This window comes from Actinoplanes sp. NPDC004185 (assembly GCF_053603475.1).
This window is the reverse complement of record NZ_JBSGFR010000011.1, coordinates 89,496-111,282: the sequence shown is the minus strand read 5'-3', so window position 1 is coordinate 111,282 and position 21,787 is coordinate 89,496. Positions and strand designations below refer to the sequence as shown.

The following is a 21,787-nucleotide window of genomic DNA, read 5'->3' as shown; positions in this document are numbered from 1 at the left end:
GGCGATCGCGTGAGCGCGTTCACCGGGGCCGTCCGGCCGGTTCTGTTCCGGCTGGGCGGCGGTGACCCGGAGAAGGCGCACGAGTTCACCCTGGCCCGGCTGGCGTCGCTGGGCGCCCGGACGCGGGCGCTGCTGAGCAGCCGCTATGCGGTCGAGGCGCCGGTGGAGGCCTTCGGGGTGCGGTTCCCGAACCCGGTGGGGCTGGCGGCCGGCATGGACAAGAACGGCGTGGCCCTGCCGGCCTGGCCCGCGCTCGGCTTCGGCTTCGTCGAGGTCGGCACGGTCACCGCGAAACCGCAGCCCGGCAATGACAAGCCCCGGCTGTTCCGGCTGCGGGACAGCGAGGCCGTGATCAACCGGATGGGGTTCAACAACGCGGGCGCGGCGGCCCTGGCCACCCGCCTGGCCGAGCTGGGACCCCTGGCGGTGCCGCTGGGCATCTCGCTGGGCAAGTCCAAGGTCACGCCGCTGGAGGAAGCGGTGGAGGACTACCTGACGTCCTACAACCTGCTGCACCCGTACGCGGACTACATCGCGGTCAACGTGTCGTCACCCAACACCCCCGGGCTGCGTACGCTGCAGGACAAGTCGGCCCTGGCGGCGTTGCTCGGGGCGCTGGTGGGCCGGAAGCCGGTGCTGGTGAAGATCGCCCCGGACCTGACCGAACCGGCCATCGCGGAGCTCCTCGAGGTCTGCCTGGCGTACGGCGCGGCGGGCGTCATCGCGACCAACACGACGCTGTCCCGCGACGGGCTGGCGGCGGCCGACCAGCCGCGGGCGGGGGAGACGGGCGGGCTGTCCGGGCGGCCGCTCACCGAACGGGCCCGCAAGATCGTCCACTTCGTCCACGAGGAGACCGGCGGCCGCCTGCCCATCATCGGCGTGGGCGGCATCCTGGAGCCGGACGACGCGACCCGCATGTTCGACGCGGGGGCGGCTCTGGTGCAGCTCTACACCGGCTTCATCTACCGCGGGCCGGCTCTGGTCCGGGCGACGGCCAGGGCCTACGCGAATGCCGGGGAGAAGGCCACGCCGTGAACCCCGGCCCGGTCGCGGGGCCGGTCTTGAGTCGCGGCGGCGGGCGGGACGAGGCCGAGCTGCTGGCCCTCGACCGGGCCCACGTCTGGCATCCCTACGGGCCGATGCCCGGGCGCAGCGAGCCCTACGTCGTCGAGAGCGCCGAGGGTGTCCGGCTGCGGCTGGCCGACGGGCGGGAGCTCATCGACGGCATGTCGTCGTGGTGGGCGGCCATCCACGGCTACCGGCACCCCGTGCTGGACGCGGCGCTGAGCGAGCAGGCCGGCCGGATGAGCCACGTCATGTTCGGCGGGCTCACCCACGCGCCCGCCGTCGAGCTTGCCACCACCCTGGTCGAGCTGACCCCGGACGGGCTCGAGCACGTCTTCCTCTGCGACTCCGGCTCGGTCGGGGTCGAGGTGGCCATCAAGATGGCGCTGCAGGCCCAGCTCGCCCGGGGGCGGCCGGGCCGGCGCAAGCTCGCCACGTGGCGCGGCGGCTACCACGGCGACACGTTCCATCCGATGAGCGTCTGCGACCCGGTCGGCGGGATGCACCAGCTGTGGACCGGGGTGCTGCCCGCCCAGGTCTTCGCGGGGCCGCCGCCGGCCGGCTACGACGAGGCCTACGCCACCGAGCTGACCGAGCTGGTCGCCCGGCACGCCGATGAGCTCGCCGCCGTCATCGTCGAGCCGGTCGTGCAGGGCGCCGGCGGCATGCGCATGCATCACCCCGGTTACCTGCGGGTGCTGCGTGAGGTGACCGCTGCTCACGGCGTACTGCTGATCTTCGACGAGATCGCGACCGGCTTCGGCCGTACCGGTGAGCTCTTCGCCGCCGGCCACGCCGGGGTGACGCCCGACATCATGTGCCTGGGCAAAGCCCTCACCGGGGGATATCTCACCCTGGCGGCCACCCTCTGCACTGCCGCGGTGGCCCACGCCGTCTCGGCCGGCAGCGCCGGCGGGCTGGCGCACGGGCCGACCTTCATGGGCAACCCGCTGGCCTGCGCCGTCGCCAACGCCTCCATCGGCCTGCTGCGGGCCCAGGACTGGCGGGGCCGGGTCGGGCGTATCGAAACGGGCCTCCGTGCCGGTCTCGAGCCGCTGCGGGGCCTTCCCGGGGTCGCTGACGTGCGGGTCCTGGGCGCGATCGGCGTGGTCCAGCTCGATCACGCCGTCGACCTGGCCGCGGCGACGGCTGCCGCCGTGGCCGCCGGGGTCTGGCTGCGGCCGTTCCGGGACCTGATCTACACGATGCCGCCGTACGTCACCGACGACGCCGACGTCGCCCGCATTACCCAAGGAATCGCCGCGGCGGTGTCCGCCACCTGACACGGAAGTGAGAACGCCCCTATGGAGTCCTTCGGAAGCCGCCTGCACCGTGCCACCCGGGAGCGGGGGCCGCTGTGTGTCGGCATCGATCCGCACGCCGCTCTGCTCGCCCGCTGGGGTCTCCCGGACGACGTCGCCGGCCTGGAACGCTTCGCCCTAACGGTTGTCGAAGCACTGGCCGATCGGGTCGCCGTGCTCAAGCCGCAGTCGGCTTTCTTTGAGAGATTTGGGTCACGTGGTGTCGCCGTTCTTGAGTCAACTATCCGACAGTCACGCGAGGCCGGTGCGCTGGTGCTCCTGGACGTGAAGCGCGGCGACATCGGCTCGACGATGGCCGCGTACGCAAGCGCTTACCTCAATCCGGACAGTTCGCTGTGTGCTGACGCGATCACTGTGAGTCCCTATCTCGGAGTCGGCTCATTGCAGCCCGCGTTCGACATGGCGGCCGCGCACGGCGGTGGCGTTTTCGTTCTGGCGCTGACCTCCAATCCCGAGGGAGCGGGCGTCCAGCACGCCGTGAGCGCCGGCGGCCGGACCGTCGCGCAGACCGTGATCGACGAGATTGCGCAGGTCAACGTGGGTGCGGAGCCGCTCGGCAGCCTCGGGCTGGTGGTCGGCGCGACGATCGGCGCGACCGGTCACGACCTGTCCAAGGTGAACGGACCACTGCTCGCCCCGGGCCTCGGAGCACAGGGTGGAAGCCCCGCGGACCTGCGCGAAATTTTCGGTGACAGCCTGCGGAACGTGCTGCCTTCGTACTCACGCGAGGTCCTCGGCGCGGGCCCCGAGGTGACCGCCCTGCGGGCCGCCGCGGACCGCGCGGTCACCGCCTGTAGCGCCGTGATCGGGTGAAACGGCCTGCCTAGCAGGCCTGCCCCGGTCCGGGTGGGGGGTACCCCCACGTTGCCGAAACCGCCGTTGACCGCTAGTTTTCCCGGCGCCAGGAACCACATGCCCCTTTGGTTCCCTGGCACACCACGTTTCACAGAGTGCCGGTATTGGACTACCGGTGCGATAGGGACCTGAGGAGAACTGGTGCCGCTCCCGCAACTAAGCCCCGAGCAGCGTAAAGCCGCGCTGGAGAAGGCCGCGGAGATTCGCAAGGCCCGGGCCGAGCTGAAGGATCAGCTCAAGTCTGGCAAGACCACCCTCGCCGCCGTGCTCGACCGGGCGGAAGGCGACGACGTCGTCGGCAAGCTGAAGGTTTCGGCCGTGCTCCAGGCGCTGCCGGGCATCGGCAAGATCCGGGCCACCCAGATCATGGAGAAGCTCAAAATCGCCGACAGCCGCCGTCTTCGTGGCCTGGGCGAGCAGCAGCGTAAGGCCCTCCTGGGGGAGTTCGCTGCGAACTGACTCACCGGCTCGTGTTGAATGAGCCTGTGAGCATGGATGACGACGCGCGCCCGGCAGCCCGACTCACCGTCCTGTCCGGCCCCTCGGGGGTGGGCAAAGACAGCGTGATCGAGCTGATCCGGGCGCGCTCGCCATGGATCAAGCTGTCGGTGTCGGTGACAACCCGCAAGAAGCGCGACTACGAGACCGACGGCGAGCACTACCACTTCGTCACCCGGCAGGAGTTCCAGCGCCTCGTCGACGGCGACCAGCTGCTCGAGTGGGCCGAATTCGCGGGCAACCTCTACGGCACGCCCCGGGCCCAGGTCGAGGGCTGGCTCACGCAGGGCCGCCCGGTGCTGCTCAAGATCGATCTTCAGGGCGCCCGCCAGGTGCGGGCCACGATGCCCGACGCGCAGCTCGTCTTCCTCGCCCCGCCCAGCGTCGAGGAGCTCAAGCGCCGGCTGATCGGCCGCGGCACCGACGACGAGGACACCATCCGGCGGCGCCTGGCGCACGCCGACGAGGAGCTCGCCGCCGAGAAGGAGTTCGACCGCACCGTGGTCAACGACTTCGTCGAGCGCGCCGCCGACGAGCTGGTAGGATTGCTCGGTTCGTCGTTTCTGACTCCCGCTCAGCCGCCGGTGTCAAGCTGAGAATTAAGGAAGTACATCACTGTGGGAACCATCGCCAACCCCGAAGGCATCACCAACCCGCCGATCGACGAGCTGCTCGACAAGACCTCGTCGAAGTACTCGCTGGTGATCTTCGCGGCCAAGCGCGCCCGCCAGGTCAACGCCTACTACAGCCAGCTCGGCGAAGGCCTGCTGGAGTACGTCGGCCCGCTGGTCGAGACCACTCCGCAGGAGAAGCCGCTCTCGATCGCGATGCGCGAGATCAACGCCGGTCTGCTGACCGCCGAGGCGACCGACAACCCCTGATCCGCTGATCCGCCGTGCACCCGCGCCCGCTCACCGCGGGCGCGGGTTTTTCGTTGACGGGGAGTGTGCCGATGCCGGAGATCGTGCTCGGGGTGTGCGGCGGGATCGCCGCGTACAAGGCGTGTGAGCTGCTGCGGCTGTTCACCGAGTCGGGGCACGGCGTGCGCGTCGTGCCCACCGCGTCCGCGCTGCGGTTCGTCGGCGCGCCCACCTGGGCCGCGTTGTCCGGCCGCCCGGTGACCACCGAGGTGTGGGACGACGTGCACGAGGTGCCGCACGTGCGCATCGGCCGGCACGCCGAGCTCGTCGTGGTCGCGCCCGCGACCGCCGACATGCTCGCCAAGGCGGCCCACGGCATCGCCGACGACCTGCTGACCAACACCCTGCTCACCGCCACGTGCCCGGTGGTCTACGCCCCGGCGATGCACACCGAGATGTGGGAGAACCCCGCCACCCGGGCCAACGTCGCGACCCTGCGGTCCCGCGGCGCGATCGTCATCGAGCCGGCTGTGGGGCGGCTCACAGGCGCGGACACCGGCAAGGGCCGGCTGCCGGACCCGGCCCAGATCTTCGCCACCGCCCTGCGGGTGCTGCGTCGCGGGACGGCCGCGGAGACCGACCTGGCCGGCCGCCGGATGGTCGTCACCGCAGGTGGCACCCGCGAGCCGCTGGACCCGGTCCGGTTCCTGGGCAACCGATCGTCGGGCAAGCAGGGATACGCCCTGGCCCGCGCGGCGGTCGCCCGCGGCGCGCGCGTCACGCTGATTGCGGCGAACGTCACTCTGGACGATCCGGCCGGCGCCGACGTGGTGCGCGTCGGCACGACCGAGGAGCTGCGCAAGGCCACGGTCGAGGCGGCCGCGGCCGCCGACGTGGTGGTCATGGCGGCGGCCCCGGCCGACTTCCGGCCGGCCACGGTCGCCGGCCAGAAGATCAAGAAAAGCGACGAGGGTACGGCGCCCACCCTCGAACTGGTCACCAACCCGGACATCGCGGCCGAGCTCGGCGCGGCCAAACGCCCTGGTCAGCTGCTCGTGGCCTTCGCAGCGGAGACCCACGACGCGCTGGAGAACGCCCGCGGCAAACTGGTCCGGAAACGCGCCGACCTCATCGTCGTCAACGAGGTGGGCGTCGACCTCGTGTTCGGCTCGGACAACAACACGGTCACGATCCTGGGCGCCGACGGGAGCACCACCGAGCTCGGGGAACTCCCGAAAGACGATGTGGCCGATGCGATATGGGATCAGGTCGCCGAGCGCCTTGATCCGCAGGTCGGCGCGCCTGGGACACGCTGAGGCCGCCCCAGCGGCTCTCAAGCGGCGGTGACTACACTGCCGCGGAACGAACCTTCGACAAATCTGAGGAGCACCGTGGCACGCCGCCTGTTCACCTCCGAGTCGGTCACGGAAGGCCACCCGGACAAGATCGCTGACCAGATCAGCGACGGTATTCTCGACGCCCTGCTGTCGCAGGACCCCCGCAGCCGCGTCGCGGTGGAGACCCTGATCACGACCGGCCAGGTTCACGTGGCCGGCGAGGTGACCACCAAGGCGTACGCGGACATCCCGAGCATCGTGCGCGAGACGATCCTGGGCATCGGCTACGACTCGTCCAAGAAGGGCTTCGACGGCGCGTCCTGTGGCGTCAGCGTGTCGATCGGCTCGCAGTCGCCGGACATCGCCCAGGGTGTGGACAGCGCGGTCGAGCTGCGTGAGGGCAACTCCGAGCACGCGCTCGACGCCCAGGGTGCGGGCGACCAGGGCATGATGTTCGGCTTCGCCTGCTCCGAGACCCCGGAGCTGATGCCGCTGCCGATCGCGCTGGCCCACCGGCTGGCCCGGCGGCTGTCGAGCGCCCGCAAGGACGGCACGATTCCGTACCTGCGCCCGGACGGCAAGACCCAGGTCACCATCGAGTACGACGGCCTGCGCCCGGTGCGCCTGAACACGGTCGTGGTGTCGTCGCAGCACGCGGCGGACATCTCGCTGGAGTCGCTGCTGACCCCCGACGTCCGTGAGCACGTCATCGCCCCGGAGCTCGAAGGCCTGGGCCTGGACGTGGCGGACTACCGCCTGCTGGTCAACCCGACCGGTCGCTTCGAGATCGGCGGCCCGATGGGCGACGCCGGCCTGACCGGCCGCAAGATCATCGTTGACACGTACGGTGGTTACGCGCGGCACGGCGGTGGTGCTTTCTCGGGCAAGGACCCGTCCAAGGTGGACCGCTCGGCGGCGTACGCGATGCGCTGGGTGGCCAAGAACGTGGTCGCCGCCGGCCTGGCCGAGCGGTGCGAGACGCAGGTCGCGTACGCGATCGGCAAGGCCCACCCGGTGAGCCTGTTCGTCGAGACCTTCGGCACGGAGAACGTGCCGGTGGAGCGGATCGAGAAGGCCATCAACGAGGTGTTCGACCTGCGCCCGGCCGCGATCATCCGCGACCTGGACCTGCTGCGCCCGATCTACCAGCGGACCGCGGCGTACGGCCACTTCGGCCGGGAACTGCCCGAGCTGCTGTGGGAGAACACCGACCGCGCCCAGGACCTGAAGTCCGCCGCGGCCTGAGCTTGGTGACGCCAGGAACGGGTGCCTCGACTCCGGTCGAGGCACCCGTGCTGTTTGCGCCGCAGGATGTCGTACCCCCGGGCCAGAATGGGCGGGTGAAGGCGGCCAGAGCGAAACCCGACCGGGAGCCGGCGCCCCGGCTTCCGGTCGCCCGGGTGAGCGTCGAAGTGCCGCTGGCCCATCTCGACCGTCCGTTCGACTACCTGGTGTCCGCGGCCGACGACGAGGCTGCCCAGCCGGGCGTGCGGGTCAAGGTCCGCTTCGCCGGGCAGCTGGTGAACGGCTTCCTGCTGGAACGGGCCGAGACCAGCCCGCACGGCGGCAAGCTGGCCTACCTGGACAAAGTGGTCTCGCCGGAGCGCGTGCTGGACCCGGAGGTGGCGCGGCTGGCCCGCGCTGTCGCAGACCGGTACGCCGGCAATCTCTCGGATGTGCTGCGGTTGGCTGTGCCGCCTCGGCACGCTCGCGCGGAGGCGCAGGCGACCCCGCCTCCTGCGGATCCACCGCCCGGCTCAGCAGCAGCGTCTTCCCAGGCGGGGGGCGTTGGCGCTGCCGGCCCTCCCGCGACGTCCGATTCATCGGCTGTGTCGGCGGCCCAGCCGGATGTGGTGCAGTCCCAGGTCGGAGCCGAGATCCATCCGGCCACGGCCCTTGACGACGGACCGGGCCCGATCCGCGGAACGCCGGCTGGTCCGGGTGTGGCTGATGACCGGCGGCGGGACGGCGCTGATGCCGACGGCGACCCGGGTCCCGCAGAGGCGACGCCAGCCGGCAGCGGGAGCGATCTCGGCCCCGTCGCGGCGCGCGACGAAAGCCGGCTGGAGGCAGTCCCGCACGGATGGGGGATTTATCCCACCGGCGGGGCCTACCTGCACGCCTTGGAGCAGGGGCGACCCGCCCGGGCGGTGTGGTCCGCGCTGCCCGGGGAGGACTGGCCCGCGCGCATCGCTGAGGCTGCCGGCGTTGTGGTGCGGGGTGGCCGGGGTGTGGTCATCGTGGTGCCGGACGCGCGGGATCTGGAGCGGCTCGATCAGGCTCTGACCGTGGTGCTGGGCGAGGGGCGGCATGTCGCCCTCAATGCCGCGGCCGGCCCGGCGGAGCGGTACCGGAGGTTTCTCGCCGCCAGCCGGCATCGGGTGCCGGTGGTGGCCGGGACGCGGGCAGCCATGTTCGCGCCCGTCGCTGACCTCGGGCTGGTGGTCATCTGGGACGACGGGGATGACCTGCATGCCGAGCCGCGGGCGCCGTACCCGCATGCCCGCGATGTTCTGCTCACCCGCGCGCAGCTCGCTGACTGCGCCGCGCTGGTCGGGGGGTTCGCTCGCACGGGTGAGGCGCAGCTGCTGCTGGAGACCGGGTGGGCCAAGGAGATCGCCGCCGATCGGGGCACGTTGCGGGCGCGCAGCCCGGCCATCGCGCCGACCGGTGACGACCCGCAGCTGGCGCGGGATCCGGGTGCGGTGACCGCGCGGCTGCCCAGTCTGGCCTGGCAGGCCGCCCGCGGTGCGTTGCAGGCCGGCATGCCGGTTCTGGTGCAGGTGCCGCGGCGGGGTTACCTTCCGTCCACCGCCTGCGCCGAGTGCCGGACCCCGGCCCGGTGCCCGCACTGCTCCGGCCCGCTCGGGCTGGCCGGTTCGCGGGACGTGCCGGCCTGTCACTGGTGTGGCCGGGCCGCGGCCGATTACGCCTGCCCGGCCTGTGGCGGGCGGCGGCTGCGGGCCTCGGTGACCGGTGCGCGGCGTACGGCGGAGGAGCTCGGCCGGGCCTTCCCGGGGTTCCCGGTGCGCACCTCCGGCCGGGACGAGATCCTCACCACCGTTCCCGGAACGGCCGCCGTCGTCGTCGCCACGCCGGGAGCGGAGCCCGTGGCCGAGGGTGGCTACGGCGCGGTGTTGCTGCTGGACACGTGGGCGTTGCTGTCCCGGGCGGATCTGCGGGCGGCCGAGGAGACCATGCGGCGCTGGCTGTCCGCCGCCGCGCTGGCCCGCCCGGGTCCGGAGGGTGGCCGGGTGGTGGTCGTGGCCGACGGTTCGCTGGCCCCGGTGCAGGCGTTGCTGCGCTGGGACCCGGGCTGGTTCGCGGCCCGTGAGCTCGCCGAACGCCGGGAGCTGGGCTTCCCGCCGGCGGCCCGGATGGCCAGCGTGACCGGCAAGGCCGAGGCGGTGGCCGAGTTCCTGGACGCGGCGCGCCTGCCCGACGATGTCGAGCTCCTCGGTCCGGTGCCGGCGGCTGACGACCAGGAACGCATGCTGCTCCGCGTCTCCCGCGGTCGCGCGGGGGCGCTGGCCCGAGCCCTGCACGAGGCGGCGGCGGTCCGCAGTGTGAAGAAGTCCAATGTGCCGATCCGCATCCAGATCGACCCCGCCGAGCTCCTCTGACCCGGCGGGTGGCTCAGGGTCCGGGCGAGTCCGTCCCGGGCCGGCCCGGCCGGGAGGACCGCCGGCTCACTCCGTGGCCAGCTTGGCGCTGAAGCCGAGCAGCGCCGCCCCCGTCGCCGCGTCGAGCATGCGCCGGACGCGCCGCCGCTCCAGCACCCGCCGAGCCCGGGCCAGCCCGGCCACCACCACCAGCAGGTACAGCAACGACAGCACGGCATGGCTCAGCGCCAGCGCGAGCAGCGCGCCCAGCGGCGCGTCCGGCCCCAGGAACTGCGGCAGCACCGCCAGGTAGAAGACCAGCACCTTCGGGTTGGTGATGTTGGACAGGAACCCCTGCCGCCACCCCGCCCCCGAGGCCTCGCCTCCGGCTTCGGCATAGTGGCCGGCCAGCGCCGACCGCAGCGCCTGGATGCCCAGGTACGCCAGGTACGCGATGCCCGCCCACTTGATCGCCTGGAACACCGGCTGCGCCCGGGTCACGAGGGCCCCCAATCCCGCCGCCGCGGCCAGGCCCTGCACCGCGTTGGAGCCGGCCACCCCGGCCGCGCTCCACGAGCCCCGGCGGCGCCCGCCGGCCAGGGTGTTCTTGGTGATCACCGCGAAGTCCGGGCCCGGGACCAGGACGAGCACGATCGCGAAGATCAGGAACGATCCGTACGTCGACCACGTCATCCGCCGACCGTAACCCCGCCGCCGTCAGAGCGCCCGGTAGTACCTGACCTGGGGCAGCGCGGTGAAGCCGGCCTTCTCGTACGCGCGGCGGGCCGGTGCGTGGCCCGGGTCGCCGCCGGTGCCGATCGCCACCAGCTGCGCTCCCGCCGCCCGCGCCTGCTCCACGGCGTACGAGATCAGCGCGTCCGCGATGCCCTTGCGCTGGTGCGCCGGGTCGACCGCCAGCATCTCGATCTCGCTGCTGCGGTCCGCGTCGTTCAGCACCAGGGCCACGAAGCCGACCGGCTCGTCGCCGACCGTGGCCACCCACGTGGTCCGGGCGTGTTCGGTGCACACCGTCGTCACGTCCCGGGCCTGAGACGACAGCCAGTCCGGGTAGATCCGGCGGTAGATGTCCTCGCCCAGCACAGTCTCGAAGGACGCGAAGACGGGCGCCCACGCCCGCAGCGACAGCCCGACAACGGCGTCGATGTCCGCGGGCGCGAGCACCCTGATCTCGATCGTCATGGCGCCCAGATTGCCAGTGCGGTCAATCCGTTCGCGTCACGGCAGGACGCGCGGGTCCGGGTGCAGGGACGACGGCAGCCGTACGGTGATGAACTCGTTGTTGTCCGCCACGCCCGGCGTGCGGCCCGCCGAGCCCGGGAAGTTGTTGTCGTTGAGCACCGCCAGCGTCCGGCCGTCCAGCACCGCGACGTCCTCGATCGTCTGGAACGGGAAGCGGAAGGTCTTGCCGAAGCCGCCCACTCCGCGCGGGTTCGCGATCCGCAGCAGGTCCACCACCAGGGACTTGTCCATCACGCCGTCGTGGTCGCGGTCGCGGCGGTCGGCCAGGTAGATCCGCTTCACCGCGGCCGCGTCGCCCTGGGCGCCGTCGCGTTCGATCACCAGGAAGCGGTTCGCGTCGACCGGGACGGCGTCGCCGATCGCGTGGGACGGTGACTCCAGGCGGTACGTCCAGCGCTTGCCGGTGTAGCTGCCGCGCCGCACGTCGAACTCGTTGAAGCGCAGGTCACCGGCCGTGTCACCGGTCACCGTGCCTTCCAGCAGCGGGTACAGGTAGCGCCCGTCGGGGGAGTGGGCCAGGCCCTCGAAGCCCTTGCTGCTGCCCAGGTTCGGGTCGCCGGCCGCGTTCTCCGGGGCGCGTACGCCCGGGAGCGCGATCGGCGCGCTCAGCAGCCGCCCGCCGCGGTCGAAGTGCAGCAGCCACGGGCCGAACTCGTCGCCGATCCACAGGGAGCCGTCCGGGTCGCGCACGATCGACTCGACGTCGAAGTCCGCGCCGGTCAGGACGCGGTCCGGCCGTACCAGTGGGAACGGGACCTTGGCCTGGGGATCGGTCAGGTTGATGCCGCCGAGCACGTCGACCGCCCCGGTGGCCGGGACCGGGCCGATCCGCTGGATGCGCAGCAGGAAGTCGGCGCTGTTCGCCTTGGTGCCGAAGCCGTTGTCGGAGAGCACGTCGTAGGTGCCGTCGCCGTTGGGTAGCACCCCGGAGAAGCCCTGCACCGGCTGGTCGGCCCAGGGCGCCGCAATGCCGTTCACCGGGGCCGTACCCAGGGCCGCCCCGGACGGCTCGCTGCCCGGCACGAACGTCAGGGCCGGCAGGGACGCGAAGCCGGTCAGGGTCGGCGCGGCGGCCGAGTACGCCGCGGAGGGCGCGGCCACCAGGCCGAGCGAGAGGGCGAGCAGGGCGGCGCCGGCCGCCCGGGAAACGTTGAGTCGCATGAGGCGGGACGGTAGAGAGCCCGGATGAACCGTGATCGACGGCGGCGTGAAGCGGCCCCGCACAGTGGTGGCGGGTGCGTCCGTAGACTAGGTGCGATCAGCAATTCTTGTGAGCAGTCAGGAGTGGCACCCGCGTGACCGTCCAGCCCATCCGTCTGTTCGGCGACCCGGTGCTGCGTACGCCGGCCGACGCCGTGGTCGACTTCGACAAGGAACTGCGCCGGCTCGTCCGGGACCTCACCGAGACGATGCAGGACGAGGGCGGCGCCGGACTGGCCGCACCCCAGCTCGGCGTGGGTCTGCGGGTGTTCACCTTCCACGTCGACGACGTGACCGGCCACATCGTCAACCCGGTGCTGTCGTTCCCCGATGACGAGGAGCAGGACGGTCCGGAGGGCTGCCTGTCCATCCCGGGCGTGTACGTCGACACCAAGCGCCGCCAGCACGTCGTCGCGCAGGGCTTCACCGAGAACGGTGACCCGCTGCAGCTGGTCGGCACCGGCCTGATGGCGCGCTGCGTGCAGCACGAGACCGACCACCTCGACGGGGTGCTCTTCCTGGACCGGCTGGACGCCGCCGCACGTAAGGACGCGATGAAGCAGATCCGTGCCGCCGAGTGGTACGACGCCGGCGCCCCGCCGAAGGTCAAGGTCAACCCGCACGGCATCTTCGGCCTGGGGCGGTGACCCGGTGCGCCTGATCTTCGCCGGCACCCCTGAGGTGACCCTGCCGTCGCTCGACGCCCTGGCCGCCTCCGGCCACGAGATCGTCGCCGTCGTCACCCGTCCCGACGCCCCGGCCGGCCGCGGCCGCCGCCTGGTGCGCTCACCGGCCGGTGCCTGGGCCGACGAGCGTGGCATCGAGGTGCTCACCCCGCAACGCCCCCGCGAGCCGGAGTTCCTGGAGCGGCTGCGCGAGCTCGCCCCGGACTGCGTGCCGGTGGTCGCGTACGGCGCGCTGGTGCCGCCCAGCGCCCTGGAGATCCCCAAGCACGGCTGGGTCAATCTGCACTTCTCGCTGCTGCCCGCCTGGCGGGGCGCGGCGCCGGTGCAGCACGCCGTCCTGCACGGCGACGAGGTCACCGGCGCGAGCGTGTTCGAGCTGGAGGCCGGGATGGACACCGGCCCGGTCTACGGCACGCTGACCGAGCAGATCCGGCCCACCGACACCTCCGGTGACCTGCTCACCCGGCTGGCCACCGAGGGCGCCGGCCTGCTGGTCGCCGTCCTGGACGCGATCGAGGCCGGCACCGCCCGGGCGCACCCGCAGCCCGCCGACGGCGTGTCGATGGCCCCGAAGATCACCGTCGAGGACGCCCGGGTCCGCTGGAACGACCCGGCGTTCGCCGTCGACCGGCGCATCCGCGCCTGCACCCCGGCGCCGGGCGCCTGGACCACCCTGCGCGACGAGCGGCTCAAGCTCGGGCCGGTGCGCCCGGTCGCCAACGCCGCCGCCCTGGCCCCGGGGGAGCTGCTCGTCGAGCGCACCCAGGTGCTGGTGGGCACGGCGACCACCCCGGTGATCCTGGGCGAGGTCCGGGCGGCCGGAAAGAAGCCGATGTCGGCCTCCGACTGGGCGCGTGGCCTGCGCCTCAACCCAGGGGAGACCCTCTCATGACTGAAGACCGTCGCGCCGATCGGCCGCAGGAGCAGCGCCGGCACAGTGCCGACCGGCCGCACAACGCCGGCCCGCGCCGCCCCGGCGGCCCCGGGCAGGGCCGGGACCAGAGCCGCGACAGCCGTTCCGGGCGGGCTCCGCGAGCGGGTCGTCCGCCGTCGGACCCGGCCCGGCAGGCAGCGTACGAGGCCATCGCGGCCGTGCACCGTGACGACGCGTACGCGAACCTGGTGCTGGCCCAGATCCTGCGGGACATGCGGCTGCACGGCCGGGACGCGGCGTTCGCGACCGAGCTGACCTACGGCACCCTGCGCGCCGTGGGCACCCTGGACCTGATCATCGCGGACGCGGCCGGCCGTGACGTGTCGCGCATCGATCCGCCTGCTCGCGACGCGTTGCGCCTGGGTGCGTACCAGTTGCTCTTCACCCGGGTGCCGGCGCACGCCGCGGTGAACCAGACCGTCGACCTGGTCCGCGCGGTCGCGCCGGCCGCCCACGGCTTCGCCAACGCGGTCATGCGCACCATCTCGGACACCGGTCTGGAGGAGTGGCTGACCAAGCTGGCCCCGGACTACGCGGAGAACCCGGTCGGCAACCTCGCGGTCGTGCACAACCACCCGGAGTGGATCATCCGGTCGTTCGCCGAGGCGCTCGGTGGTGACCTGGAGGACACCGCCCGGCTGCTGATCGAGGACAACCAGCCGCCGACCGTGCACCTGTGCGCGCGGCCGGGCCGGGCCGACGCCGTCGAGCTGGCCGACGAGGTCGAGGGCGTGCCGGGCGCGTTCTCGCCGTACGCGGTCTACCTCAACGGGGGTTCGCCGAGCGAGCTGGCCGCCATCCGCGACGGCCGCGCCCACGTGCAGGACGAGGGTTCGCAGCTGGTGGCGGCCGCGCTGCTGGCCGCGCCGATCGAGGGCCAGGACAACCGCTGGCTTGACCTGTGCGCGGGTCCGGGCGGCAAGGCCGGGCTGCTCGGCTCGATCGCCGCGCAGCGCGGCGCCGAGGTCACCGCCGTCGAGGTCGCCGACCACCGGGCCCGGCTGGTCGAGCAGGCCACGGCCGGGCTGCCGGTCACAGTGCTGCCGACCGACGGCCGTACGGTCGGGCGCGACCCCGACCTGCCCGAGGAGGGCTTCGACCGGGTGCTGGTCGACGCGCCCTGCACCGGGCTGGGTTCGCTGCGGCGGCGTCCGGAGTCGCGCTGGCGGCGTACCCCGGCCGATCTGCCGCCGCTGACCCGCCTGCAGCGGGAGCTGCTCGTGGCCGCGCTGCGGGCCGTGCGTCCCGGTGGCGTGGTCGCCTATGTGACCTGCTCACCGCACATGGTGGAGACGCAGGTGACCGTCACCGAGGGCGCCCGCCGCAGCGGCGTGGAGGTCGACTTCGTGGACGCGCGCCCGCTGCTGCCGCCGGGCATGCCCAAGCTGGGCCCGGGGCCGACGGTGCAGTTGTGGCCGCACCGGCACGGCACCGACGCGATGTTCCTGGCGGTGCTGCGTCGCACCAGCTGAGCGCCTTCTGCACTGTCCCGGTCAACAAAGTCCGGTATAAAGATGGACATGGATGTCATCGGGGCAGGTTTCGGCCGTACCGGCACACTCAGCCTGAAGATCGCGCTCGAGATGCTGGGCCGGGGGCCGTGCATGCACATGGTGCCACTGCTCGACGATCCCGAGCGGGCGACTCTGTTCGCCCGGGCCGCCGAGGGTGACCTCTCCAGTCTCGACAAGGCGCTGGAGGGTCACCGCTCCACGGTGGACTGGCCGGGCACCTACTTCTGGCGGGAGCTGACCGAGAAGCATCCGGAGGCCAAGGTGGTGCTGACGGTCCGCGATCCGCAGAAGTGGTACGACAGCGCGCACGGCACGATCTTCCAGGCGGCGCAGAACGCGCCGCGCGGGGGCGACGACTCCGTGGCCGCGGGCCTGGCCATGCTGCGGGCGCTCATCTGGGAGGGCACCTTCGGCGGCCGCTTCGCCGACCGGGAGCACGCCGTGCGGGTCTTCACCGAGCACAACGAGGCGGTGCGCCGCGCGGTCCCGGCGGACCGGCTGCTGGAGTTCGAGGTCTCGCAGGGCTGGCCGCCGCTCTGCGACTTCCTCGGTGTCCCGGTGCCGGACGCGCCCTTCCCGCGGGCCAACGACAGTGCGGCCTTCCGGGCGCGGATCCGGGAGCGGCAGCGCGAGGGCAAGCTGTAACGCCATCAGTCGACGGGCAGCACCGAGGGGCCCGCACCCTTCAGCGAGCGGGTGAAGGTCCGTTTGGCGAAGTACACGAAGCAGCGCACCCGGCGCTCGCCGGACAGCCATTCGGTGCGCGTCGGGTTGTAGGAGATCCAGCCGGTGCGGAACTGCATGTCCGAGTCGTCCGGCAGCTTCGCGAACGTGGCGATCACGCTGCGGCAACCCGCCGCGCTGCGCTCGACGCCGGACTCCAGCGCCGCGTAGGTGATCTCCGGCGCTTTCCACAGCCCGGCGAACTCCGCGCGGTGCGGCTCGTCGCACGGCGCCGGCCGCATCGTCGTCACCGTCTCGCCGTCGACCGTCGGGTTGAAGCAGCCCAGCTTCAGCGGTGACGCACCGGCCAGCTCCCCGGCCAGGCTGCCGGTGCGGCTGGTCCGGCTCTGCCCGTCGAGGTCGGCGGTCGTGACGTCGCAGCGGAACCAGCGGGCGCCGCCCGACCAGGCTGCCTTGGTCGGCCAGACCACCTGCACGGCCACCCGGGCGGTGCGCCACGGGCCGCCGAGGAAGCCGGCCGCCTGGGACGAGCATTCCTGGAACGCGGCCCGGGCGCCCGCTGTGCCGGCGGCCGGGACCACGTCGGCGTCCGCCGCGGTGCCGACGTGGAAGGTCTCCGAGACATGCAGCTCGGCGCAGTCCACCGGCCGGTAGTCGTCCAGGGCCGCGGTCGCGGCCAGCATCTCGTGGCACTGGCCGTTGGCGGGCCGGAAGGGAGCCGGGGACGAGGGCAGCCGCCAGTCGTCGGTCAGGTCGCCGTCGGTGCCGTCCGGTGGCGCGCCGGAGCAACCGGCGGTGAGCAGCACCGCCAGCAGCACCGCCGTGCGTCGCATAGAACCCTCCGGGACCGGGCTGAAGGCAGTCCCCAGGAGTATCCCGGGTGACGGCAAACAGGCCATACACTTCACCGGTGGAGTCATCGCCGATCATCGCCCCCAGCATCCTGGCCGCGGACTTCGCGCACCTCGCCACCGCGGTGCACGACATCGAGGGCGCCGCCGACTGGGTGCACGTGGACGTCATGGACAACCATTTCGTCCCGAATCTGACCATCGGTCTGCCGGTCGTGCAGAGCCTGCGCAAGGCGACCGCGATCCCGTTCGACGTGCATCTGATGATCACGGATCCAGAGCGCTGGGCTCCCGGTTACGCGGAAGCGGGGGCATACAACGTGACGTTCCACGCCGAGGCCTGCGAGAACCCCGTGGCCCTGGCCAAGACCCTGCGTGCGGCGGGCGCCAAGGCGGGCCTGGCCATCGACCGTGACACGCCCGTCGAGCCCTATCTCGAGCTCATTCCCTATGTGGACACGGTGCTGATCATGACGATCAAGGCCGGGTTCGGCGGGCAGAAGTTCATGCCCGAGATGCTGGAGAAGGTGCGTGACGTGCGCCGCCGGATCAAGGCCAAGAACCTCGAGGTACGCCTGGAGGTCGACGGTGGCATCGCCGCCGACACCATCGAGCAGGCCGCCGAGGCCGGGGCCGACGCGTTCGTGGCGGGCACCGCGGTGTACGGCGCCGAGGACCCCGCCGAGGCCTGTCGCAAGCTGCGCGCCCTGGCCGAGCGTTCGATGGTGCACGCATGAGCACCGGGGTGGTCCGGCACAAGGTCGACGCCAGTGCCGCCGAGCCGGAGGAACGGCCCGACCTGATCCTGGTGGTCGACGACGACGAGGACATCGCCAGCTTCGTCGCGTTCAACCTCAAGGTGCACGGCTTCGAGGTGATGCGGGCCCGCGACGGCCTGCAGGCCCTCGACATCATGGAGACCCGCCGCCCCGACCTGGCCGTGGTCGACTGGATGATGCCGCACATGAACGGCGTCGAACTGACCCGGCGGCTGCGCGCCGAGCCCCTGACCTCGGCGCTGCCGGTGATCATGCTCACCGCCAAGGGGATGAGCGTCGACAAGGTGGTCGGCCTCACCGCCGGCGTGGACGACTACCTGGTCAAGCCGTTCGACACCGCCGAGCTGATCGCCCGGGTGTCCTCGACGTTGCGCCGTAACAAGGAGTTCCGCGAGGTCTCGCCGCTGACCGGCCTGCCCGGCAACGCCCGGGTACGCCGGGAGATCGCGGACCGGATGCGCAGCGGCAAGGACTTCGCCGTCGGCTACATCGACATCGACCGGTTCAAGAGCGTCAACGACGTGTACGGCTTCGACCGCGGCGACGAGTTCATCACCGCGCTGGCCGGCTGCCTGCACCGGGCGGTGGCCGCCACGGGGCGCCCGCCGATCTTCCTGGGTCACATCGGCGGTGACGACTTCGTCTTCATCTGCACGCCCGAGCAGGTGCTGCCGCTGACCAAGCGCACGGTAACCGACTACGAGAAGCTGGCCGACCAGCTCTACGACGCCGAGGACGCGGCGCGCGGCTTCATCGAGGTGCCGGACCGGCGCGGCAACAAGCAGCGGGCCCACCTGGTCACCTTGAGCATCGGCGTGGCCCAGGGCACCGCCGAGGGGCGCCGGTTCAGCGACCCGCGCGAGGTGGTCGCGGTGGCCTCGGAGATGAAGAAGGTGGCCAAGAGCCAGCCCGGCTCGTTCGTGGCGATCGACCGCCGCCGCGCGGACTCCGAGGACCCGGAGGACCCGTCGTCGGGCATCGTGTTGTGATGTGGATCGCGCCCGAGGTGGCAACCCGCGATTCGCGTGCAAGACTCATGGGTGACCCACCACGCGCTGGCGGGACTCGGTGAAATTCCGAACCGGCGGTGATGCCCTGCTCCGGCAGGGCTGAGCCCGCGACCCGGACGTCGATACCAAGACGGACGGTGGATCTGGTGAGACTCCAGAGCCGACGGTTGAGCGGACGGCCTCGGGCCGACTGCTCAGACAGTCCGGATGGGAGACAGCGCGCGGGAGCAGGATGAGGGCTCGTCGCGGCGTGCCCTCGCCGGGGCGGCGCGAAGCGTCCCCTCATGTCCTGTTTCTGCTTGTCTGCTCCCTCTCTGTTCGGCGCGTGACCGCACCGCGCATGGAGAGGGAACGCAGATGGTCACCGACGACGAGGCAATGGGCCGGGCGATCGCGCTCGCCGCCCGCGGCCTCGGCACGACCAGCCCCAACCCGGTGGTCGGCTGCGTGCTGCTCAGTGCGGAGGGCGAGGTCGTCGGGGAGGGCTTCCACGCGTACGCGGGCGGACCGCACGCCGAGATCGTCGCCCTGGCCCAGGCCGGTGAGCGCGCCCGCGGCGGGACGGCTGTCGTCACTCTCGAGCCCTGCAACCACACCGGCCGCACCGGCCCCTGCGCCCAGGCCCTGATCAACGCCGGGATCGTCCGGGTGGTCATCGCCGTCGACGACCCCACGCCCGTGGCGGCCGGCGGAGCGGCGACCCTGCGCGACGCCGGGGTCCGGGTCGAGACCGGCGTGGGACGCGCGCCGGCCGAGGAGGGCAACGTCGCCTGGCTGACCGCCGTACGCCGCGGCCGGCCCTACGTGACCTGGAAGTACGCGGCGACCCTGGACGGGCGTTCCGCCGCGGCGGACGGCACCAGCCAGTGGATCACCTCCGCGCCCGCCCGCAGCGATGTGCACAAGCTGCGCAGCACGGTCGACGCGATCGTCGCCGGGGTCGGCACCATCATCGCCGACGATCCCCAGCTCACCGTTCGTGACCTGCGCGACGGCAGCCTGGCCATCAAGCAGCCCTGGCGGGTCGTGGTGGACTCGTCCGGGCGTACCCCGGCCACCGCCCGCATCCGTGACCAGGCCGCACCCACCTGGATCGCGACGGCGGCCGAGGTCGGCACCGGCCCGGACGGCCGGGTCGACCTGGCCGCCCTGCTCACCGAGCTGTACGCCCGCGGCGTGCGCGCCGTGCTGCTGGAGGGCGGCCCCACCCTGGCCGGCGGCTTCCTGGCGGCCGGCCTGGTCGACAAGGTCGTCGGCTACATCGCTCCCAAGATGCTCGGCGCCGGCCAGCCGTCCCTGGTCGGCGCGGGCGTCACCACCATCGCCGAGGCCATCGAGCTGGACCTCGTCGACATCGCGCGGGTCGGATCCGACCTGCGCTTCACCGCATCGCTCCGAGCCAAGGAGGCCTGATGTTCACCGGAATCGTCGAGGAACTGGGTGAGGTCGTCTACCTCACCGACGCGGGAGGCGACTCGGCGGTGCTCGCCGTACGCGGTCCCGTCGTCACCTCGGACGCTCGGCACGGCGACTCGATCTCGGTCAACGGCGTCTGCCTGACCGTCATCGACAACGTCGACGGCGTCTTCACGGCCGATGTCATGGGCGAGAGCCTGCGCCGCTCGTCGCTCGGCGTGCTGACCGCGGGCAGCCAGGTCAACCTGGAACGCGCCGCGACCGTCGGCTCCCGCCTCGGCGGGCACCTCGTGCAGGGCCACGTCGACGGTGTGGGCCGAATCGTGGCGCGCGAGCCCGCCGACGAGTGGGAGGTGCTGCGCTTCTCGCTGCCGAGCGAGCTCTCGCGGTACGTGGTCGAGAAGGGCTCGATCACCGTGGACGGGGTGTCGCTGACCGTCATGGCGGTCACCGCGGACACCTTCGACGTCGGGCTGATCCCGACCACGCTCAAGCTCACCGTGCTGGGGGCCAAGTCCGTCGGCGACCCGGTCAACCTCGAGGTCGACGTCATCGCCAAGTACGTCGAGAAGATGCTGGGAGAGCGGTCATGACCGACTGCACCGAACGCCGCCCGGCGGTTGCGGCCGACGGCCGTGACGGTGAGGGCCAGGAGGGCATGACAGAAGGAGGCGCAGCCATGAGCACCGACATCGAACGGGCGATCAAGGACATCGCGGCCGGGCGCCCGGTCATCGTGGTCGACGACGAGGACCGCGAGAACGAGGGCGACCTCATCTTCGCGGCCGAGCACGCCACCCCGGAGCTGGTCGCGTTCATGGTCCGCTACACCTCGGGCTACATCTGCGTACCGCTGCCCGAGGAGGAGGCCGACCGGCTCGACCTGCCGCCGATGTTCCACACCAACCAGGACCGGCGCGGGACCGCGTACGCGGTGACCGTCGACGCCCGGGAGGGCATCAGCACCGGCATCTCGGCCGCCGACCGCGCCCACACCATCCGGCTGCTCGGGTCCGCGGACACCCAGCCCACCGACCTGTCCCGGCCGGGTCACGTCGTGCCGCTGCGGGCCAAGGCCGGTGGCGTGCTGCGCCGGCCGGGCCACACCGAGGCCGCGATCGACCTGTCCGTGCTGGCCGGGCTGCGTCCCGCCGGCGTGCTCTGCGAGATGATCAACGACGACGGCACCATGATGCGGATGCCCGACCTGGAGAGGTTCGCGGCCGAGCACGACCTGGCGCTGATCAGCATCGCCGACCTGATCGCGTACCGGCGCCGGCACGAGACCCTGGTCGAGCGGGTCGTCGAGACCCGGCTGCCGACCGAGCACGGCGAGTTCACCGCGGTCGGCTACCGCACCGACGTGGCCGGTGCTGAGCACGTCGCGCTGGTCTTCGGTGACCTCGGCGACGGCGAGGACGTGCTGGTCCGGGTGCACTCCGAGTGCCTGACCGGGGACGTCTTCGGCTCGGTGCGCTGCGACTGCGGGCCGCAGCTCGACGCCGCCCTGGACCGGGTCGCCGAGGCCGGGCGCGGGGTGGTGCTCTACATGCGCGGCCACGAGGGGCGGGGCATCGGGCTGCTGCACAAGCTGCAGGCGTACCAGTTGCAGGACCGCGGCCTGGACACCGTCGACGCGAACCTCGAGCTGGGCCTGCCGGCCGACGCCCGCGACTACGGCACCGGCGCCCAGATCCTGTACGACCTGGGGGTGCGCTCGATGCGGCTGCTCACCAACAACCCCGCCAAGCGCGCCGGGCTGGAGGGCTACGGCCTGACCATCACCGGCCGTGAGGAGCTGCCGGTGCGGCCGCACCCGGAGAACGTGCGCTACCTGCGGACCAAGCGTGACCGGATGGGCCACCTCTTCGAGGCCCTGGGCTGACCAGCTCTGGCTGATTTTCCGGCGCC

General features: G+C 72.2%; 22 protein-coding genes and 1 riboswitch. Of the genes, 18 read left to right on the top strand and 4 right to left on the bottom strand.

Annotated features, from left to right (window positions below; genetic code table 11):
• Positions 1-9 precede the first annotated feature (9 nt).
• The 9 genes from ACWEOZ_RS13785 (at position 10) to ACWEOZ_RS13745 (ending at position 9,563) form a co-directional block, all read left to right on the top strand.
• Positions 10-1,038 carry a quinone-dependent dihydroorotate dehydrogenase gene (locus ACWEOZ_RS13785; RefSeq protein WP_451911052.1) on the top strand — a complete coding sequence of 343 codons (1,029 nt, stop codon included), beginning with the start codon at positions 10-12 and terminating at the stop codon, positions 1,036-1,038.
• A gap of 26 nt (positions 1,039-1,064) precedes the next feature.
• Positions 1,065-2,351, top strand: coding sequence for an adenosylmethionine--8-amino-7-oxononanoate transaminase (locus ACWEOZ_RS13780; RefSeq protein WP_451911135.1), 1,287 nt, complete (start codon positions 1,065-1,067; stop codon positions 2,349-2,351).
• A 21-nt stretch (positions 2,352-2,372) separates the two neighbouring features.
• Positions 2,373-3,203: an orotidine-5'-phosphate decarboxylase gene (gene pyrF / locus ACWEOZ_RS13775; RefSeq protein ID WP_451911051.1), complete on the top strand. Its 831-nt coding sequence runs from the start codon at positions 2,373-2,375 to the stop codon at positions 3,201-3,203.
• A gap of 183 nt (positions 3,204-3,386) precedes the next feature.
• Positions 3,387-3,704, top strand: coding sequence for an integration host factor, actinobacterial type (gene mihF, locus ACWEOZ_RS13770; RefSeq protein WP_125806289.1), 318 nt, complete (start codon positions 3,387-3,389; stop codon positions 3,702-3,704).
• Between the two features lie 32 nt (positions 3,705-3,736).
• A complete protein-coding gene (gmk, locus tag ACWEOZ_RS13765; protein ID WP_451911050.1) occupies positions 3,737-4,339 on the top strand; it encodes a guanylate kinase in 603 nt (200 codons plus the stop codon).
• A 21-nt stretch (positions 4,340-4,360) separates the two neighbouring features.
• Positions 4,361-4,624 carry a DNA-directed RNA polymerase subunit omega gene (gene rpoZ / locus ACWEOZ_RS13760; RefSeq protein ID WP_015623990.1) on the top strand — a complete coding sequence of 88 codons (264 nt, stop codon included), beginning with the start codon at positions 4,361-4,363 and terminating at the stop codon, positions 4,622-4,624.
• Positions 4,625-4,695: 71 nt separating this feature from the next.
• Positions 4,696-5,919 (top strand): bifunctional phosphopantothenoylcysteine decarboxylase/phosphopantothenate--cysteine ligase CoaBC, encoded by a 1,224-nt coding sequence (gene coaBC / locus ACWEOZ_RS13755; protein WP_451911049.1) that lies wholly within the window; start codon positions 4,696-4,698, stop codon positions 5,917-5,919.
• Positions 5,920-5,994: 75 nt separating this feature from the next.
• Entirely contained in the window at positions 5,995-7,185 is a 1,191-nt protein-coding gene (gene metK, locus ACWEOZ_RS13750; protein WP_451911048.1) for a methionine adenosyltransferase, read from the top strand.
• A 155-nt stretch (positions 7,186-7,340) separates the two neighbouring features.
• Positions 7,341-9,563 (top strand): primosomal protein N', encoded by a 2,223-nt coding sequence (locus ACWEOZ_RS13745; RefSeq protein WP_451911134.1) that lies wholly within the window; start codon positions 7,341-7,343, stop codon positions 9,561-9,563.
• A gap of 66 nt (positions 9,564-9,629) precedes the next feature.
• On the opposite strand, the gene ACWEOZ_RS13740 is transcribed toward ACWEOZ_RS13745, so the two are convergent.
• The 3 genes from ACWEOZ_RS13740 to ACWEOZ_RS13730 are packed head-to-tail and all read right to left on the bottom strand — an operon-like array spanning position 9,630 to position 11,963.
• Complete coding sequence (locus ACWEOZ_RS13740) at positions 9,630-10,235, bottom strand: LysE family translocator (RefSeq protein ID WP_451911047.1); 606 nt, start codon at positions 10,233-10,235, stop codon at positions 9,630-9,632.
• Between the two features lie 24 nt (positions 10,236-10,259).
• Positions 10,260-10,769: a GNAT family N-acetyltransferase gene (locus ACWEOZ_RS13735; protein ID WP_451911133.1), complete on the bottom strand. Its 510-nt coding sequence runs from the start codon at positions 10,767-10,769 to the stop codon at positions 10,260-10,262.
• A 9-nt stretch (positions 10,770-10,778) separates the two neighbouring features.
• Complete coding sequence (locus ACWEOZ_RS13730) at positions 10,779-11,963, bottom strand: esterase-like activity of phytase family protein (protein ID WP_451911046.1); 1,185 nt, start codon at positions 11,961-11,963, stop codon at positions 10,779-10,781.
• Positions 11,964-12,097: 134 nt separating this feature from the next.
• Here ACWEOZ_RS13730 and def point away from each other — a divergent pair, with 134 nt between their 5' ends.
• Genes def through ACWEOZ_RS13710 form a run of 4 tightly spaced genes read left to right on the top strand, consistent with a single transcriptional unit; the run spans position 12,098 to position 15,781 of the window.
• The gene (def, locus tag ACWEOZ_RS13725) at positions 12,098-12,649 is read left to right on the top strand and encodes a peptide deformylase (RefSeq protein WP_451911045.1); all 552 of its coding nucleotides are present in this window, start codon (positions 12,098-12,100) and stop codon (positions 12,647-12,649) included.
• A gap of 4 nt (positions 12,650-12,653) precedes the next feature.
• A complete protein-coding gene (gene fmt / locus ACWEOZ_RS13720; protein WP_451911044.1) occupies positions 12,654-13,580 on the top strand; it encodes a methionyl-tRNA formyltransferase in 927 nt (308 codons plus the stop codon).
• A complete protein-coding gene (locus ACWEOZ_RS13715; RefSeq protein WP_451911043.1) occupies positions 13,577-15,094 on the top strand; it encodes an RsmB/NOP family class I SAM-dependent RNA methyltransferase in 1,518 nt (505 codons plus the stop codon). Before fmt ends, ACWEOZ_RS13715 begins: the two co-directional genes overlap by 4 nt.
• A 48-nt stretch (positions 15,095-15,142) precedes the next feature.
• Positions 15,143-15,781, top strand: coding sequence for a sulfotransferase family protein (locus tag ACWEOZ_RS13710; RefSeq protein WP_451911042.1), 639 nt, complete (start codon positions 15,143-15,145; stop codon positions 15,779-15,781).
• 5 nt (positions 15,782-15,786) lie between these two features.
• Here the strand turns inward: ACWEOZ_RS13710 and ACWEOZ_RS13705 are convergent, their stop codons facing one another.
• Positions 15,787-16,653, bottom strand: a complete 867-nt coding sequence (locus ACWEOZ_RS13705) for a septum formation family protein (protein ID WP_451911041.1) — start codon at positions 16,651-16,653, stop codon at positions 15,787-15,789.
• 77 nt (positions 16,654-16,730) lie between these two features.
• Between ACWEOZ_RS13705 and rpe the strand changes: the two genes are divergently transcribed.
• The 5 genes from rpe to ACWEOZ_RS13680 all read left to right on the top strand — a co-directional run bounded on the left by rpe (position 16,731) and on the right by ACWEOZ_RS13680 (position 21,761).
• Complete coding sequence (rpe, locus tag ACWEOZ_RS13700; RefSeq protein ID WP_360825165.1) at positions 16,731-17,408, top strand: ribulose-phosphate 3-epimerase; 678 nt, start codon at positions 16,731-16,733, stop codon at positions 17,406-17,408.
• A complete protein-coding gene (locus ACWEOZ_RS13695) occupies positions 17,405-18,439 on the top strand; it encodes a GGDEF domain-containing response regulator (protein WP_451911040.1) in 1,035 nt (344 codons plus the stop codon). Before rpe ends, ACWEOZ_RS13695 begins: the two co-directional genes overlap by 4 nt.
• A 61-nt stretch (positions 18,440-18,500) precedes the next feature.
• Positions 18,501-18,683: riboswitch (FMN riboswitch) on the top strand.
• Between the two features lie 134 nt (positions 18,684-18,817).
• Positions 18,818-19,873 (top strand): bifunctional diaminohydroxyphosphoribosylaminopyrimidine deaminase/5-amino-6-(5-phosphoribosylamino)uracil reductase RibD, encoded by a 1,056-nt coding sequence (gene ribD, locus ACWEOZ_RS13690; RefSeq protein ID WP_451911039.1) that lies wholly within the window; start codon positions 18,818-18,820, stop codon positions 19,871-19,873.
• Positions 19,873-20,469 carry a riboflavin synthase gene (locus tag ACWEOZ_RS13685; RefSeq protein ID WP_451911038.1) on the top strand — a complete coding sequence of 199 codons (597 nt, stop codon included), beginning with the start codon at positions 19,873-19,875 and terminating at the stop codon, positions 20,467-20,469. The genes ribD and ACWEOZ_RS13685 overlap by 1 nt, the downstream gene beginning before the upstream one ends.
• 86 nt (positions 20,470-20,555) lie before the next feature.
• Entirely contained in the window at positions 20,556-21,761 is a 1,206-nt protein-coding gene (locus ACWEOZ_RS13680; RefSeq protein ID WP_451911037.1) for a bifunctional 3,4-dihydroxy-2-butanone-4-phosphate synthase/GTP cyclohydrolase II, read from the top strand.
• Positions 21,762-21,787 lie beyond the last annotated feature (26 nt).

What these genes read in the sequence shown, in the direction of transcription:
- ACWEOZ_RS13730 (WP_451911046.1), bottom strand. Translation starts at nt 11,963, where the DNA reads ATGCGACTCAACGTTTCCCGGGCGGCCGGCGCCGCCCTGCTCGCCCTC.
- coaBC (WP_451911049.1), top strand. Translation starts at nt 4,696, where the DNA reads ATGCCGGAGATCGTGCTCGGGGTGTGCGGCGGGATCGCCGCGTACAAG.
- ACWEOZ_RS13715 (WP_451911043.1), top strand. Translation starts at nt 13,577, where the DNA reads ATGACTGAAGACCGTCGCGCCGATCGGCCGCAGGAGCAGCGCCGGCAC.
- ACWEOZ_RS13680 (WP_451911037.1), top strand. Translation starts at nt 20,556, where the DNA reads ATGAGCACCGACATCGAACGGGCGATCAAGGACATCGCGGCCGGGCGC.
- ACWEOZ_RS13710 (WP_451911042.1), top strand. Translation starts at nt 15,143, where the DNA reads ATGGATGTCATCGGGGCAGGTTTCGGCCGTACCGGCACACTCAGCCTG.
- ACWEOZ_RS13685 (WP_451911038.1), top strand. Translation starts at nt 19,873, where the DNA reads ATGTTCACCGGAATCGTCGAGGAACTGGGTGAGGTCGTCTACCTCACC.
- gmk (WP_451911050.1), top strand. Translation starts at nt 3,737, where the DNA reads ATGGATGACGACGCGCGCCCGGCAGCCCGACTCACCGTCCTGTCCGGC.
- pyrF (WP_451911051.1), top strand. Translation starts at nt 2,373, where the DNA reads ATGGAGTCCTTCGGAAGCCGCCTGCACCGTGCCACCCGGGAGCGGGGG.
- ACWEOZ_RS13740 (WP_451911047.1), bottom strand. Translation starts at nt 10,235, where the DNA reads ATGACGTGGTCGACGTACGGATCGTTCCTGATCTTCGCGATCGTGCTC.
- ribD (WP_451911039.1), top strand. Translation starts at nt 18,818, where the DNA reads ATGGTCACCGACGACGAGGCAATGGGCCGGGCGATCGCGCTCGCCGCC.
- ACWEOZ_RS13695 (WP_451911040.1), top strand. Translation starts at nt 17,405, where the DNA reads ATGAGCACCGGGGTGGTCCGGCACAAGGTCGACGCCAGTGCCGCCGAG.
- ACWEOZ_RS13705 (WP_451911041.1), bottom strand. Translation starts at nt 16,653, where the DNA reads ATGCGACGCACGGCGGTGCTGCTGGCGGTGCTGCTCACCGCCGGTTGC.